Annotated in this window: 14 protein-coding genes and 3 tRNA genes; 8 read left to right on the top strand and 9 right to left on the bottom strand. The window is 70.3% G+C overall.

Features of this window, described 5'->3' with window-relative positions:
• Positions 1-12: 12 nt before the first annotated feature.
• The 8 genes from ACWD35_RS05120 to ACWD35_RS05085 form a co-directional block, all read right to left on the bottom strand.
• Positions 13-88: transfer RNA gene (locus tag ACWD35_RS05120), tRNA-Gly, on the bottom strand.
• A 23-nt stretch (positions 89-111) separates the two neighbouring features.
• Entirely contained in the window at positions 112-726 is a 615-nt protein-coding gene (locus ACWD35_RS05115) for a response regulator (protein WP_451349770.1), read from the bottom strand.
• Complete coding sequence (locus ACWD35_RS05110) at positions 723-1,964, bottom strand: sensor histidine kinase (RefSeq protein WP_451349769.1); 1,242 nt, start codon at positions 1,962-1,964, stop codon at positions 723-725. The genes ACWD35_RS05115 and ACWD35_RS05110 overlap by 4 nt, the downstream gene beginning before the upstream one ends.
• Before the next feature lie 14 nt (positions 1,965-1,978).
• Entirely contained in the window at positions 1,979-2,758 is a 780-nt protein-coding gene (locus ACWD35_RS05105) for an ABC transporter permease (protein WP_451349768.1), read from the bottom strand.
• On the bottom strand, positions 2,755-3,693 hold the full coding sequence (locus ACWD35_RS05100; protein ID WP_451349767.1) for an ABC transporter ATP-binding protein: 939 nt from the start codon (positions 3,691-3,693) through the stop codon (positions 2,755-2,757). Before ACWD35_RS05100 ends, ACWD35_RS05105 begins: the two co-directional genes overlap by 4 nt.
• Before the next feature lie 127 nt (positions 3,694-3,820).
• Positions 3,821-3,893: transfer RNA gene (locus tag ACWD35_RS05095), tRNA-Gly, on the bottom strand.
• A gap of 82 nt (positions 3,894-3,975) precedes the next feature.
• Positions 3,976-4,047 (bottom strand) — tRNA-Gly (locus ACWD35_RS05090).
• Between the two features lie 200 nt (positions 4,048-4,247).
• Positions 4,248-4,565, bottom strand: coding sequence for a histone-like nucleoid-structuring protein Lsr2 (locus ACWD35_RS05085; protein WP_030656924.1), 318 nt, complete (start codon positions 4,563-4,565; stop codon positions 4,248-4,250).
• A 311-nt stretch (positions 4,566-4,876) separates the two neighbouring features.
• Here ACWD35_RS05085 and purS point away from each other — a divergent pair, with 311 nt between their 5' ends.
• From purS to purL, 3 genes are read left to right on the top strand one after another with little or no spacing between them, the layout of a single operon-like run.
• The gene (gene purS / locus ACWD35_RS05080; RefSeq protein WP_451349766.1) at positions 4,877-5,149 is read left to right on the top strand and encodes a phosphoribosylformylglycinamidine synthase subunit PurS; all 273 of its coding nucleotides are present in this window, start codon (positions 4,877-4,879) and stop codon (positions 5,147-5,149) included.
• The gene (purQ, locus tag ACWD35_RS05075; RefSeq protein ID WP_451349765.1) at positions 5,146-5,826 is read left to right on the top strand and encodes a phosphoribosylformylglycinamidine synthase subunit PurQ; all 681 of its coding nucleotides are present in this window, start codon (positions 5,146-5,148) and stop codon (positions 5,824-5,826) included. Before purS ends, purQ begins: the two co-directional genes overlap by 4 nt.
• Positions 5,823-8,081 carry a phosphoribosylformylglycinamidine synthase subunit PurL gene (gene purL / locus ACWD35_RS05070; protein WP_451349764.1) on the top strand — a complete coding sequence of 753 codons (2,259 nt, stop codon included), beginning with the start codon at positions 5,823-5,825 and terminating at the stop codon, positions 8,079-8,081. The genes purQ and purL overlap by 4 nt, the downstream gene beginning before the upstream one ends.
• A gap of 112 nt (positions 8,082-8,193) precedes the next feature.
• On the opposite strand, the gene ACWD35_RS05065 is transcribed toward purL, so the two are convergent.
• A complete protein-coding gene (locus ACWD35_RS05065) occupies positions 8,194-9,708 on the bottom strand; it encodes an MFS transporter (RefSeq protein WP_451349763.1) in 1,515 nt (504 codons plus the stop codon).
• 96 nt (positions 9,709-9,804) lie between these two features.
• Here ACWD35_RS05065 and ACWD35_RS05060 point away from each other — a divergent pair, with 96 nt between their 5' ends.
• From ACWD35_RS05060 to purM, 5 genes are all read left to right on the top strand, one after another.
• Positions 9,805-10,443, top strand: coding sequence for a TetR/AcrR family transcriptional regulator (locus tag ACWD35_RS05060; RefSeq protein WP_451349762.1), 639 nt, complete (start codon positions 9,805-9,807; stop codon positions 10,441-10,443).
• 10 nt (positions 10,444-10,453) lie between these two features.
• Positions 10,454-11,251, top strand: coding sequence for a sterol carrier family protein (locus ACWD35_RS05055; protein ID WP_451349761.1), 798 nt, complete (start codon positions 10,454-10,456; stop codon positions 11,249-11,251).
• A gap of 47 nt (positions 11,252-11,298) precedes the next feature.
• Positions 11,299-11,748 (top strand): META domain-containing protein, encoded by a 450-nt coding sequence (locus ACWD35_RS05050; protein ID WP_451349760.1) that lies wholly within the window; start codon positions 11,299-11,301, stop codon positions 11,746-11,748.
• Between the two features lie 202 nt (positions 11,749-11,950).
• Positions 11,951-13,480: an amidophosphoribosyltransferase gene (purF, locus tag ACWD35_RS05045; protein ID WP_451349759.1), complete on the top strand. Its 1,530-nt coding sequence runs from the start codon at positions 11,951-11,953 to the stop codon at positions 13,478-13,480.
• 34 nt (positions 13,481-13,514) lie between these two features.
• Positions 13,515-14,588, top strand: a complete 1,074-nt coding sequence (gene purM / locus ACWD35_RS05040) for a phosphoribosylformylglycinamidine cyclo-ligase (protein ID WP_451349758.1) — start codon at positions 13,515-13,517, stop codon at positions 14,586-14,588.
• The last annotated feature ends 9 nt before the right edge of the window (positions 14,589-14,597 follow it).

Genomic DNA, 14,597 nt, shown 5'->3' with positions numbered 1-14,597 from the left:
GGGCCTTTGCTGTGGAGCGGACGACGAGGCTCGAACTCGCGACCTCAACCTTGGCAAGGTTGCGCTCTACCAACTGAGCTACGTCCGCGTTGCGCCGTGGCGCGAGGCCAACTATACCCAACCTCGCTCGCGGGCGAGACGTATCGCTGTATGACGGTTCTCCGCACCGAGTTTCGTGACGGCCGAGGAGAGGTAGTTCCGGACGGTTCCCGGCGACAGCGCGGCCCGCTCGGCGATCTCCGCGACGGGCGCTCCGTCGGCCGCCAGCTCCAGCACCTCGGCCTCCCGAGCGGTCAGCGGCGAGTCCCCGGCGGAGATCGCGTCGGCGGCCAACTCGGGGTCGACGTAACGGTTTCCGGCGTGCACCGTCCGGATGATCTCGGCGAGCCGCTGGGCGCTGACGGTCTTCGGGACGAATCCGCGCACACCCGCCGCGAGGGCCCGCTTGAGGTGGCCGGGCCGCCCGTGACCGGTGACGATCAGCACCTGGCAGCGGGGCAGTTCGGTGCGCAGAGATGTGGCGACCTTCACACCGTCCGCGCCCGGCATCTGGAGATCCAGCACGGCCACGTCGGGTTCGTGGGCCCGCGCCATGGCCAGCGCCTCGGGCCCGCTCGCCGCTTCGGCGACGACGAGCAGATCCTCCTCCAGCGAGAGCAGGGCGGCCAGCGCGCCCCGGATCAGATGCTCGTCGTCGGCGAGCAACAGCCGTACCGGCGAACTCATCGCGTCACTCCTCTCACTCCCGTCAAGGGCACCTCCGCCACCAACCGGAACCGATCCTTTCCGACGGCTCCCGCCTTCAGCGTTCCGTCGAGCACGGCCAGCCGCTCCCGCAGTCCGGCGAGTCCGGAACCCCCACCCCCGTCGGGGGCTCCGGACGCCCCGTCGTTCTCCACCGTGAGCACCACATGCCTCTCAAGCACCCGCAGTCCCACGGTGCACCGCTCGGCGTCCCCGTGCCGCAGCACGTTCGTGATGGCTTCCCGCACCACCCAGCCGAGCGCCGACTGCACTTCGGCCGGCAGCCCGCCGGCCTCCCCGGTCACCTCGCAGTCGATGCCGGCGGCCGTCAGCACCCCCTGGGCGCCGATGAGTTCGGCACCGAGGTCGGCCTCCCGGTACCCGCGTACGACGGCGCGCACCTCCCGCTGCGACTCCTGCGCGATGCGCTGCACCTCGATCATCTGCTCCACGGCCTCCGGCCGCCCGCGCCGGGCCAGTTGCACGGCCAGTTCGCTCTTGAGGGAGATCACGGACAGGTTCCGCCCCAGCACGTCGTGCAGGTCCCGTCCGAACCGCAGCCGCTCCTCGGCGACGGCGAGCCGGGCCTCGATCTCCCGGGCGCGCTCCGCCTCCCAGAGCACGGCGAGGGTCCAGGCTCCGCAGCGGCCCGCGAGCAGCGCGAAGACCACCTGGAAGACGGCCATCGCGCCGGTCGCCACCAGGCCGAGGCCGTCGTGATCGGCGAGCCCGATGGCGGCTGTGAGCAGGACCGTGAACACCGCCGAGCGGCGCAGGAGCACCCGGACCGGGACCGTGAGCCCGTAGACCAGCACGAACGGCAGCACCAGGCCACCGATCGCGAACCGGACCGCCATCGGGGTGGCCGCGTCCAGCGCGGCGAGCGCCACGAGCAGCGCCACCCCCAGCCCCAGCAGGACGGCCGGTGTGCGGTGCGCGCGGGCCGGCAGCTCGGCGCGCCCGAGGTAGTGGTCGAGCGCGGGCCGGGTGAGCCGGTTCGAGACGGCGCACTGCAGGATCCCCACGAGGATGAAGAGGGCTCCGAGGCCGACCGCCACGGGCCGGTAGGCGAGGCCGCCGACCATGGGCAGCAGCAGCCAGCAGACCATGATGAACCAGACCGTGCAGTACCAGGTGACGAGGCTGAACAGCTCGACCCGCTCGGCCTTGCTCCGCTCTCCCCAGTGCCGCTGCTGCCACCGCCGTATCCAACCGACCATGTGTGCCCCCGTGCTCAGCGCCGCGGCTCCCACCGGAACCACCGCCGTACAGCAAACACCGCCACGACGGTCCAGGCCAGCGCGGTGGCCACGGCGCCCAGCACCTCGTACGCGCTCAACTGGCCGGTCCAGCCCCCGCGGACCAGCCGGATCGCGGGGGACAGCGGAAGGAGTTCGCAGACGGAGGCGAGCCGGTCGGGCAGGACCTCGGTCGGGATCGCGATGCCGGAGCCGATCATCGAGAAGAGCACCAGCGGCAGCGCGGTGGCCTGACCGCTCTCCACGCTTCGGGTGAAGGAGGCGGTGAGCGCGGCCAGCGCGGCGCTCAGCACGAGCCCCGCCACCAGCCCCAGCAGGGTCAGGTACGGCGCCTTGGGGGCCCCGGTGTGCAGCAGCACCGCGCAGCCCGCGCACAGCAGCAGGGCCTGGGCGAGGCCGAGGCCGACGGCCGGCAGGGCCGTGCCGGTGAGGATCTCGGCGTCGGAGAGTTCGCCGGTGCGCAGCCGTTTGAGGACGAGTTCCTCGCGGCGGGCGACGTAGGCGTTGACCAGGGAGGTGTAGACGGCGAAGAGGAAGGAGAAGCCGACCGCGGCCGTCATCATCACCGCGCCGGCGGAGAGCCCTTCCTTCTTCAGGTCGATCTGGTCGAGGGCCGGCCGCACGCTGAACGGCAGGGCGAGCGGCATGACGAGCGCGGTGAGGACGACGCTGCGGTTGCGGCCGAGAAGGGCGAGTTCGGCGCGGGCCAGCGCTCGCAGCCGCCGGCTGGCCGGTGCCCAGGCGAGAGTGCTCATGCCATGACCTCCTGCTCCCGCGCGATCCCGAGGAACGCCTCCTCCAGCGAAGCCGAGCGCACATCGAGCCGGCGCAGCTCGACCCCGGCCCGCTCGGCCCAGGCCAGTACTCCGGTGGCGGTCCGCTGCAGCTCCAGGGTGCGCAGCCGTACGAGGCGGCCGTCGCTCTCGTGCCCGCAGACACCGAGGTCGGCCAGGGGCGGCAGATCGCCGAGGAAGTAGCCGTCGGGCAGCTCGAAGGACATCCGGGAGGGCCGGCCCGCGGTGACCTCGGCCGGGGTTCCGGAGACGGCGATGCGCCCCTCGTGCAGGATGGCGAGCCGGTCGGCGAGGCTTTCCGCCTCCTCCAGGTAGTGCGTGGTGAGCAGCACGGTCGTGCCCGCCGCCCGCAGACCGCGTACCAACTCCCAGGTGTCCCGGCGGCCTTCGGCGTCGAGTCCGGTCGTCGGCTCGTCCAGGAACAGCACTTCGGGGTCGCCGAGCAGGGCGAGCGCCAGGTCCAGGCGCCGCCGCTCGCCACCGGACAGTTGCTTGACCCGTACGTCGCCCTTCCGGGCCAGCCCGACCAGCTCCAGTACCTCCGCCTCGTGCCGGGCCCCGCTGGTGCAGCCCGCCCACATCCGGGCGGTCTCGGCGATGGTCAGGTCGGAGGGGAAGCCACCCTCCTGGAGCATCACCCCGGTCCGCGGGCGTACGGCGGCCCGCTCCCGGTAGGGGTCGTGGCCGAGGACGCGGACCTGGCCCCCGGCCGGTGCCGCGAGGCCTTCCAGCAGTTCGACCGTCGACGTCTTGCCCGCGCCGTTGGTGCCCAGCAGGGCGAAGATCTCCCCGCGTGTCACGGAGAAGGTGATTCCGCGTACGGCCTCGAACCCGCCCCCGTAGACACGCCTGAGGTCGGTGACCTCGATCACGTGCTCGTGTTCGTTGGTGTCCATGCCTTCAGCGTCCCGGCGCGCGGGCCGGAACAGCAGTGCGCGATGTCATCACCCGGCATGACAAATGTCAGACGGGTACAGGGCACACGAAAAGACCCCGGTCCAGTGGACCGGGGTCTCATTCCCGAGCGGACGACGAGGCTCGAACTCGCGACCTCAACCTTGGCAAGGTTGCGCTCTACCAACTGAGCTACGTCCGCACTGCCCCCGACCGGCTCCCACCGATCGGTGCGAGCACCAGCTTACCTGATCCACAAGAGTGGTCGTGACAACCGGTGCCAGAGCGGGTGACAGGAATTGCACACTGCGCCTTCCCCCTGGAAGGGGGATGTTCTGCTACTGAACTACACCCGCATGTACTCCTTGGGATCCGGCCTTTCGGCCTCGCCCCTCGGCGTGTCCCAGACATTAGCTGATCAGCAGGGGGGTAGCGCAAGTCGGCTGTCCGGGCGGGCCCGCGGGCGGCCGGGGGCGGGCGGCCCGCGCGGCCAAGTGGACGGCCCTCAGGGCCCGCTGACGGACCCTGAGGGGTGCCCCTTCGCGGGCTCACGGGCTCACTGCGCGGCGCTGAACGCCTCGTAGACCTTCTTCGGGATGCGGCCTCGCGCCGGTACGTCCATCTTGTTCGCCTGGGCCCAGGCGCGGACGGCCGCCGGGTCGGGGGCGACCTCGGTCTGCTTGTACGCCTTGCCGGAGCGGGAACGCTTGCGGCCGGCCTCCACGTAGGGCGCGAGCGCCTTGCGCAGTTTTTTGGCGTTGGATTCGTTCAGGTCGATCTCGTACGACTTGCCGTCGAGTCCGAAGGCGATCGTTTCCGCCGCTTCCGAGCCGTCGATGTCGTCAAAGAGAGTGACCACGACCTTTTGCGCCACGAATATCGGTCCCTTCGTGCGGCACGTCGATACAGCTCACCGGCGATGACGTGCCGAGTATCGGCTATTGCCAATTCATTTGTACAGTGCCCGGCAATACAAAGTGAAGCCCTGCTAAATCCGTCCGCGTGTCCCAGTGCATTACGCGCGGTGCGGGGGTCGGGGGAACTTTCCCAGAACTTTTCATGGCGGCAACCGTTCGTCACCCGATCGTGATGCCCCTCACGTAGTTTCCTACAACTCTACCCGCGTAGAAATTTTGTGCAGGTAGTCTGAAGGAACCTGCTCAGCACCACACACCGGGAGTGCCAGTGGCACGCGTCGTAGTCGACGTCATGCTCAAGCCGGAGATCCTCGACCCCCAGGGCCAGGCGGTCCAGCGTGCGCTGCCGCGCCTGGGTTTCGACGGGATCTCGGACGTACGTCAGGGAAAGCGATTCGAACTGGAAGTTGACGGACCGGTCGACGAGGCCGCGCTCGCCCGCATCCACGATCTCGCGGAATCCTTCCTCGCCAACACCGTGATCGAGGACTTCACCGTTCGGGTGGAAGAGGCCGTGGAAGTCGCGGAGGCGGCGAAGTGACCGCTCGTATTGGCGTCGTCACTTTCCCGGGAAGCCTGGACGACCAGGACACCCGGCGCGCGATCCGCCTCGCGGGTGCCGAACCGGTCGCCCTCTGGCACAAGGACAAGGACCTCAAGCAGGTCGACGCTGTGGTGCTCCCCGGCGGTTTCTCCTACGGCGACTATCTGCGGGCCGGGGCCATCTCCCGGTTCTCGCCCGTGATGGAGACCGTGATCGAGCAGGCGAAGGCCGGCATGCCGGTCCTCGGTATCTGCAACGGCTTCCAGGTCCTCACCGAGGCCCACCTCCTCCCGGGCGGGATGCTCGGCAACGACCACCTCCACTTCATCTGCCGCGACCAGAAGCTGCGGGTGGAGAACGCGGAGACCTCCTGGACCGGCGACTACACGGCCGGCCAGGAGATCCACATTCCGCTGAAGAACATGGACGGCCGGTACGTCGCCGACTCCTACACGCTCGACAAGCTGGAGGCCGAGGGCCGGGTCGTCTTCCGGTACCTGGACTTCAACCCCAACGGCTCGCTGCGGGACATCGCCGGCATCACCAACGAGGCCGGGAACGTCGTCGGCCTCATGCCGCACCCCGAGCACGCCGTCGAGCCGCTGATCGGCACGGGCCGTACCGACGGCCTCCCGTTCTTCACCTCGATCCTCAAGAAGCTGGTCAACGCATGAGCAAGACCCCTCTGGACACGGTCGAGCACGCCGCCGCGACCCCTGACGTCGAGCTGCCCTGGGCCGAACTGGGCCTGAAGAAGGACGAGTACGAGCGGGTCGTCGAGATCCTCGGCCGCCGCCCGACCGGTGCCGAGCTCGCCATGTACTCGGTCATGTGGTCCGAGCACTGCTCGTACAAGTCCTCCAAGGTCCACCTCCGCCAGTTCGGCGAGAAGGCCCCGCAGAGCGACGCGCTGCTCGTCGGCATCGGCGAGAACGCGGGCGTGGTGGACGTCGGTCAGGGTTACGCGGTCACCTTCAAGGTCGAGTCGCACAACCACCCGTCGTACGTCGAGCCCTACCAGGGCGCGGCCACCGGTGTCGGCGGCATCGTCCGCGACATCATCGCGATGGGCGCCCGCCCGGTCGCCGTGGTCGACCCGCTGCGCTTCGGCGCGGCCGACCACCCCGACACCAAGCGCGTCCTGCCGGGCGTGGTCGCGGGCATCGGCGGCTACGGCAACTGCCTGGGTCTGCCCAACATCGGCGGCGAGGTCGTCTTCGACTCCTGCTACCAGGGCAACCCGCTGGTCAACGCCGGTGCCATCGGCGTGATGCGGCACGAGGACATCCACCTGGCCAAGGCCTCCGGCGCCGGCAACAAGGTCGTCCTGTACGGCGCCCGGACCGGCGGCGACGGCATCGGCGGCGCCTCGATCCTCGCCTCCGAGACCTTCGACGACGCCAAGCCCTCGAAGCGCCCGGCCGTCCAGGTCGGCGACCCCTTCCAGGAGAAGCTCCTCATCGAGTGCACCCTGGAGGCCTTCCAGGAGAAGCTCGTCGTCGGCATCCAGGACCTGGGTGCGGCCGGCCTGTCCTGCGCCACGTCCGAGCTGGCGTCGAACGGCTCCGGCGGCATGCGCGTGACCCTGGACGACGTCCCGCTGCGCGACTCCACGCTCTCGCCCGAGGAGATCCTCATGAGCGAGTCGCAGGAACGCATGTGCGCGGTCGTCGAGCCGGAGAAGGTCGAGCGCTTCCTCGAGATCTGCGAGAAGTGGGACGTCATCGCCACGGTCATCGGTGAGGTGACGGACGGCGACCGGCTGGAGATCTTCTGGCACGGCGAGAAGATCGTGGACGTCAACCCGCGCACCGTCGCGCACGAGGGCCCGGTCTACGAGCGCCCGTACGCCCGCCCGGACTGGCAGGACGCCCTCCAGGCCGACGACGCGAACAAGCTGCCCCGGCCCGCCGACACGCACGAGCTGAAGCAGCAGGTCCTGAAGCTGGTCGGCTCGCCGAACCAGGCCTCCAAGAAGTGGATCACCCAGCAGTACGACCACTTCGTGCAGGGCAACACCGTCCTCGCCCAGCCGGAGGACTCCGGCATGATCCGCGTGGACGAGGAGACCGGTCTCGGCGTCGCCATCGCGACGGACGGCAACGGCCGCTACGCCAAGCTGGACCCGTACGCGGGCGCCCAGCTGGCGCTGGCGGAGGCCTACCGCAACGTGGCGACCACGGGCGCCAAGCCGCTCGCCGTCTCCGACTGCCTGAACTTCGGCTCGCCCGAGGACCCGGCGGTCATGTGGCAGTTCGCGGAGGCCGTCCGCGGTCTGGCGGACGCCTGCCAGCAGCTGGGCACCCCGGTCACCGGCGGCAACGTCTCGCTCTACAACCAGACGGGCGAGGTGGCGATCCACCCGACTCCGGTCGTGGCGGTCCTGGGCGTCATCGACGACGTGGCCCGCCGCACCCCGGTCGCCTTCCAGGAGGAGGGCCAGCTGATCTACCTCCTCGGCGACACGCGCGAGGAGTTCGGCGGCTCGGCCTGGTCCCAGGTGGTCCACGACCACCTCGGCGGTCTGCCCCCGCAGGTCGACCTGGAGCGCGAGCGCCTGCTGGCCGAGATCCTGATCTCCGCCTCCCGCGACGGCATGATCGACTCCGCGCACGACCTGTCCGACGGCGGTCTGATCCAGGCCGTGGTCGAGTCCGCCCTGCTGGGCGGCAAGGGCGCCCGCCTGGTCGTCCCGGACGGCCTGGACGCCTTCACCTTCCTCTTCTCCGAGTCGGCCGGCCGCGCGATCGTCGCCGTGCCGCGCTCGGAGGAGGTCCGCTTCAACGACATGTGCGGCGCCCGGGGCCTCCCGGTCACCCGCATCGGTGTCGTGGACGGCGACGCGGTGGAGATCCAGGGCGAGTTCGCCCTCTCCCTGACGGAGCTGCGCGAGGCCCACGAGGGCACGATCCCGGCGCTGCTGGCGTAAGTCCCTTGTAGCCAGGGAGATATGGAGGCCCCACCCGGATTCACGCTTCCGGGTGGGGCCTTCTCAGCTGGTCGGCATGGCCCCACGCCGGTCAGGGCCACCGGCCCAGCGGTCACTTCTGGGCCCGGCTTGTGGAAGACAGCCGGAGGTCCTCAGCCGGAGACTCAGGCTCCGAAGCGGGTCGCATCCGCTGGGACTTCGGCAGCCGCAGGGCCATCAGCGCCGACAGGGCCATCACTCCGGCGCCGCACCAGAACACCACGCTCGTCGCGTCGACGTAGGCGTGCACGCCGGCCGTGCGTGCGGTGCCGGTCAGGCGGGCGAGGGCGCTGACCTCGCCGCCGGGGCCGTCGGCCGCGTACAGGCGGGTCAGGACGGTGCCGAAGAGCGCGGTGCCGAGGGCGGTGCCGAGGGACTGGAAGTAACGGATGGACGTGGTGGCGACGCCGAGCTGGGAGCGGGGGGCCGCTTCCTGCACGAGCAGGATCAGCTGGCCCAGGAGCTGTCCGAACCCGGCGCCCGTCAGGAGGAGTTCGGCGCGGATGAGCCAGAGCGAGGTGCCGGGGCCGATGGTCGTCGCGAGCAGGACGAACGCCAGGGCGGTGGTGGCCGTGCCGCTGATCGTGAAGGTCCGTGCCGTCCAGCCACGCGCGGTGAGCGGACCGGAGAGCAGGCCGGTCGCCGAGAGGCCGACGGCCAGGGGGATGAGGTAGAGGCCCGCGGAGGAGCTGCTGAGGCCCCGGACGAGCTGTAGATAGATCAGCACGTAGTAGATGGCGCCCATCATCGCGGCGCCCGTGAGCGCCTGGATGGCGAAGCCCAGGCGCAGTACGCGGACGCGGAACAGGCTGAGCGGGAGGATCGGTTCCGCCGTCCGGAGCTGGCGCCGCAGGAACAGGGCGAGCGCGACGCAGGCCACCGCGATCAGCGTGAGGACGGCCGGTGACGACCAGGTGTACTTCTTGCCGCCCCAGTCGGTGACCAGCAGCAGTGCGCTGGAGAACGTGGCCGCGAGCGCGGCGCCCGGGTAGTCGAGCGGGCGGCGCACGTGGTGGGCGGGGAGCTTCAGGGCCAGGGCGGAGGCGGCGAGGACCGCGAGGCCGACCGGCAGGTTGACGTAGAAGATCCAGCGCCAGCTTGCGTGATCGGCGAGCAGGCCGCCGATCCACGGGCCGACCGCCATGGCGCCGCCCGCTACGAGCCCGCCGATGTTGCCGCCCTTGCCGGCGCCCTTCTCCCCGGGGCCCCTGAGGTGGGCGAGCACGACCATCGTCACGCTCATCAGTCCGCCGCTGCCGAGTCCCTGGAGCGCCCGTGCCGCGATGAGCTGGGTCATCGACTGGGCGGCGCCGCACAGCGCCGAGCCGAGCAGGAACGTGGCGATCGCGCCGGTGAAGACGCGCTTGGGGCCGAGGACGTCGCAGAGCTTGCCGTACAGCGGCAGCATCGCGGCCGACGCCAGCGCGTACGCGCTGATCAGCCAGGGGATCTTGTCGATGCCGTGACCGGGGTCGAGGTCCTTGACGATCGGGACGGTCGCCGCGGACACGATCTGCAGGTCGAGGACGGCCAGGACGATCGTGACGAGGCAGACGAGGAAGCCGATTTTGCGCTGGGTCTCGGTCATGGGCATCACCATGCCTCGCGATTGTGTACCGAGTCAATATTTAAGCTGGGCTGAGATTTCATCTGGGGCTAAAATTCGTCTTGGTAAGGTGCTCGCATGGCCGAAGCGATGGGACTGCGGGAGCGCAAGAAGCAGCAGACGGCGCTGCGGATCTACCGGACCGCGGTGACGCTGTTCGCGGAGCGAGGGTTCGACAATGTCTCCGTGCAGGAGATCGCCGACGCCGCCGAGGTCTCCAAGATGACCGTCTTCAACTACTTCGGCACCAAGGAGGACTTGGTCTTCCGGCCGATGGAGGAGCACTTCGGTGACGCCGCGCTCGCGGTGCGCGAACGGCAGCCGGGGGAGTCCGCCGTGGACGCCGTACGCCGGCAGTTCCTGGAGCAGGTCGACCGCAGCGATCCCTCGGTCGGCCTGAGCCCTGAGCCGCTCACCCGTCAGGTGCGCCAACTCGTCCTGCAGACCCCGGTACTGATGGAGCGTGCCTTCCTGGCCGCGCAGAAGGGCACCCGGGAACTGGCCGACCTGATCGCCGAGGAGACCGGCGATCGCACCCTGGCCCTCATCGTCGCCTCCGCCCTGTCCGCCACCCGCAACGCCCTGATCGAGGAAAACAACCGCCGCATCGAGGCCGGCGAGACGCGCGAGGCGGTCGCCGCCGACGCGCCCGGACGCGCCCGGCAGGCCTTCGACTTGGTGGAAAACGGGCTGAAGGGCTACGCCGTGAAGGCATAGGCTCGCCGGTATGCCCCCGGCCAGGAAGCGTGCCCGCAGATACGACCCCGCCAAGACCCGCGCGGCGGTCCTCGCCCAGCTCGGCAACGTACGGGAGGCCGTCCGCGGCCTCACCCCGGAGCAGCTCGCGCTGCCCACCCGGCTCGGGGAGTGGACCGTACGGGAGCTGGCCGTGCACATCGGGATGGCGGTCACCGCGGTCCACCGCGCCCTGGACCAGCCGGCCCCGGCGAAGCAGGACGTCACCCTCGTCGAGTGGCCCTTCGGCACCGCCGTCAACGCCTCGGCCATCGACGACTTCACGCGGAACCTCGCCGCGGACCACCCCGACGTCGACGCGTACCTCGCCCACGTCGAGAGCAGCCTGCGGGCCCTGCTCGACGAACACCCCGGCACCCGGCTGCTGGCCACCAGCGTCGGCGCGCTGCCCCTGGACGACTACCTGGTCACCCGGACCGTCGAACTCGTCGTCCACACCGACGACCTCAACGCCGCCGTCCCGGGCCTCGACGTGCCGTTCGACCGGCAGGCCCTGGCCGCCGCCACCCGGCTGCTCGCCGACGCGCTCGCCCTCAAGGCGCCCGGCGGCTCCACCGAGGTGCGCGTGCCGCCGTTCGCCGTCGTGCAGTGCGTCGAGGGGCCCCGGCACACCCGCGGCACCCCGCCCAACGTCGTGGAGACCGACCCGCTGACCTGGGTGCGGCTCGCCACCGGGCGCGTGGCCTGGAAGGACGCGCTGGACGAGGCCAAGGTCAGCGCCGGCGGGGAGCGGGCGGACATCGGGGGGCTGCTGCCGCTGATGGCCTGAGGGAACCGGCGTCCCAAGGGGTACGTCGAATGCGTATGAAGCGGTACATGCGACGCGCGGTTCCGGTGACGGCGGCACTCCTTCTCCCGCTCGTGGTGGCCTGCGGGGGCGGAAGGGCGGACAGTGGTGCCGTGGCCGTACCCGAACCCGTGACCGGCGTGGAGTGGCGGGTCGACAGCGTCACCGCCGAGGGCGTCACCCACCCCGCGCCCGCCTCCGGCTCCCCCCGCCTCCGCATCGGCGCCGACGGCCAGGCGGCCGGCAACCTCGGCTGCAACCTGTTCAGCGCCCGGGCCGCCGTGCACGGCGACCGGATCACGTTCGGGGACCTCCGTACGACCAAGATGGCCTGCGGCCCTGAGCGGATGGACTTCGAGCGCGCCCTCGCCCGCACCCTGACCACCGGCACGCTCACCGCCCGGGTCGACGACGGCAAGCTGACGCTCACCGACAGCGACGGCGACCTCGTCCACCTCAGTCGCGGCGCGCCCGAATGATGTGCGACGCCTCACTCATGCACGCGGTGAAGTGGCCCGGCCGGACGTCGCAGAGGGTGCCCAGTGGCTGGTCCGCCCGCTGATTCACCCCATCTGACCTGCGGAAACCAAGAAACCGCCAAGATGATTACCGAGCCGTGATCCGTTACGGGTGCGTATCCCCAATTCGGACCAGTGGTCGACCTCGCCTACACTCGGTGCCGTGCCACGTGGTGACGGTCGACTCAATCACGATCTGCTCCCCGGCGAGAAAGGCCCCCAGGACGCGTGTGGCGTCTTCGGTGTCTGGGCTCCGGGCGAAGAGGTCGCAAAGCTCACGTACTTCGGGCTCTACGCCCTCCAGCACCGGGGTCAGGAATCCGCGGGAATCGCGGTCAGCAATGGCTCCCAGATCCTCGTCTTCAAGGACATGGGCCTCGTGTCCCAGGTCTTCGACGAAACCTCTCTCGGTTCGCTCCAGGGTCACATCGCGGTCGGTCACGCCCGCTACTCGACCACCGGCGCCTCCGTGTGGGAGAACGCCCAGCCGACGTTCCGCGCCACCGCGCACGGTTCGATCGCGCTCGGCCACAACGGCAACCTGGTGAACACGGCGCAGCTCGCCGAGATGGTCGCCGAGCTGCCGAAGGACACCAACGGCCGCTCCACCCGGGTCGCGGCCACCAACGACACCGACCTGCTGACGGCCCTGCTGGCCGCCCAGGTCGACGAGGACGGCAAGCCGCTGACCATCGAGGAGGGCGCACACGCGGTCCTCCCGAAGGTGCGGGGCGCCTTCTCGCTCGTCTTCATGGACGAGCACACCCTCTACGCCGCCCGCGACCCGCAGGGCATCCGCCCGCTGGTCCTCGGCCGCCTGGAGCGCGGCTGGGTGGTGGCCTCCGAGTCCGCCGCCCTGGACATCTGCGGCGCCAGCTTCGTCCGCGAGATCGAGCCGGGCGAGTTCGTCGCCATCGACGAGAACGGCCTGCGCACGTCGCGATTCGCGGAAGCGAAGCCCAAGGGCTGTGTCTTCGAGTACGTGTACCTGGCCCGCCCGGACACCGACATTGCCGGCCGGAACGTGTACCTCTCCCGCGTGGAGATGGGCCGCCGGCTCGCCAAGGAGGCCCCTGCGGAGGCCGACCTGGTCATAGCGACCCCGGAGTCCGGCACCCCGGCCGCCATCGGCTACGCGGAGGAGAGCGGGATCCCGTTCGGCGCGGGTCTCGTCAAGAACGCCTACGTCGGCCGCACCTTCATCCAGCCCTCGCAGACCATCCGCCAGCTCGGTATCCGGCTCAAGCTGAACCCGCTGAAGGAAGTCATCAAGGGCAAGCGCCTGGTCGTCGTGGACGACTCGATCGTGCGCGGCAACACCCAGCGGGCCCTCGTGCGCATGCTGCGCGAGGCCGGGGCCGCCGAGGTCCACATCCGGATCTCCTCGCCGCCCGTGAAGTGGCCCTGCTTCTTCGGCATCGACTTCGCCACCCGCGCGGAGCTGATCGCCAACGGCATGACCATCGAGGAGATCGGCACCAGCCTCGGCGCCGACTCCCTGTCGTACATCTCCATCGACGGCATGATCGAGGCGACCACCATCGCCAAGCCGAACCTGTGCCGCGCCTGCTTCGACGGCGAGTACCCGATGGAGCTGCCGGACCCCGAGCTGCTCGGGAAGCAGCTGCTGGAGACCGAGCTGGCCGCCGGGCCGGCCGCCACGGCCGCGGCCGACGCGATCCGTCGCCCGTAAGCCCCGTAGAAACCAACCCGAAAGATCCCAGGCAATGTCTGAGAGCCGTTCCACCGGTGCTTCCTACGCGGCTGCCGGAGTCGACATCGAGGCGGGCGACCGCGCCGTAGAGCTGATGAAGGAGTGGGTGAAGAAGACCCAGCGCCCCGAGGTCCTGGGCGGCCTCGGCGGCTTCGCCGGGCTCTTCGACGCCTCCGCCCTCAAGCGCTACGAGCGTCCGCTGCTCGCCTCCGCCACGGACGGCGTCGGCACCAAGGTCGACATCGCCCGGCAGCTGGGTGTCTACGACACCATCGGCCACGACCTGGTCGCCATGGTCATGGACGACATCGTGGTGTGCGGTGCCGAGCCGCTGTTCATGACGGACTACATCTGCGTCGGCAAGGTGTACCCGGAGCGGGTCGCGGCCATCGTCAAGGGCATCGCGGAAGGCTGTGTGCTGGCCGGCTGCGCCCTGGTGGGCGGCGAGACGGCTGAGCACCCGGGTCTGCTGGGCCCGGACGACTTCGACGTCGCCGGCGCCGGTACGGGCGTCGTGGAGGCCGACCGGCTGCTGGGTCCGGATCGTATCCGTAAGGGTGACACCGTGATCGCCATGGCGGCCTCCGGGCTTCACTCGAACGGGTACTCCCTGGTCCGCCACGTCCTGCTGAACACCGCGGGCCTGTCCCTGGACGCGGAGATCGCGGAGCTGGGCCGCACCCTCGGTGAGGAGCTGCTGGAGCCGACGAAGATCTACTCGCTGGACTGCCTGGCGCTGACCCGCACGACGGACGTGCACGCGTTCAGCCACATCACCGGCGGCGGGCTGGCGGCCAACCTGGCGCGCGTGATCCCGGACGAGCTGCACGCCACCGTGGACCGCTCCACCTGGACCCCGGGCGCGATCTTCGACCTGGTCGGCCGGACCGGGAACGTCGAGCGCCTGGAGCTGGAGAAGACCCTCAACATGGGCGTCGGCATGATGGCGATCGTCCCCGAGGAGTCCACGGACGCGGCCCTGGCCACACTGGCCGACCGCGGTGTGGACGCCTGGGTGGCCGGCGAGATCACCGAGCGGGGCGACAAGGAGTCGGGCGCCGAGCTGGTGGGGGACTACGCCGCCTGATCCGGCGGA

The organism is Streptomyces sp. NPDC002671 (assembly GCF_053592475.1).
This window is presented reverse-complemented; position numbering and strand designations above follow the sequence as displayed.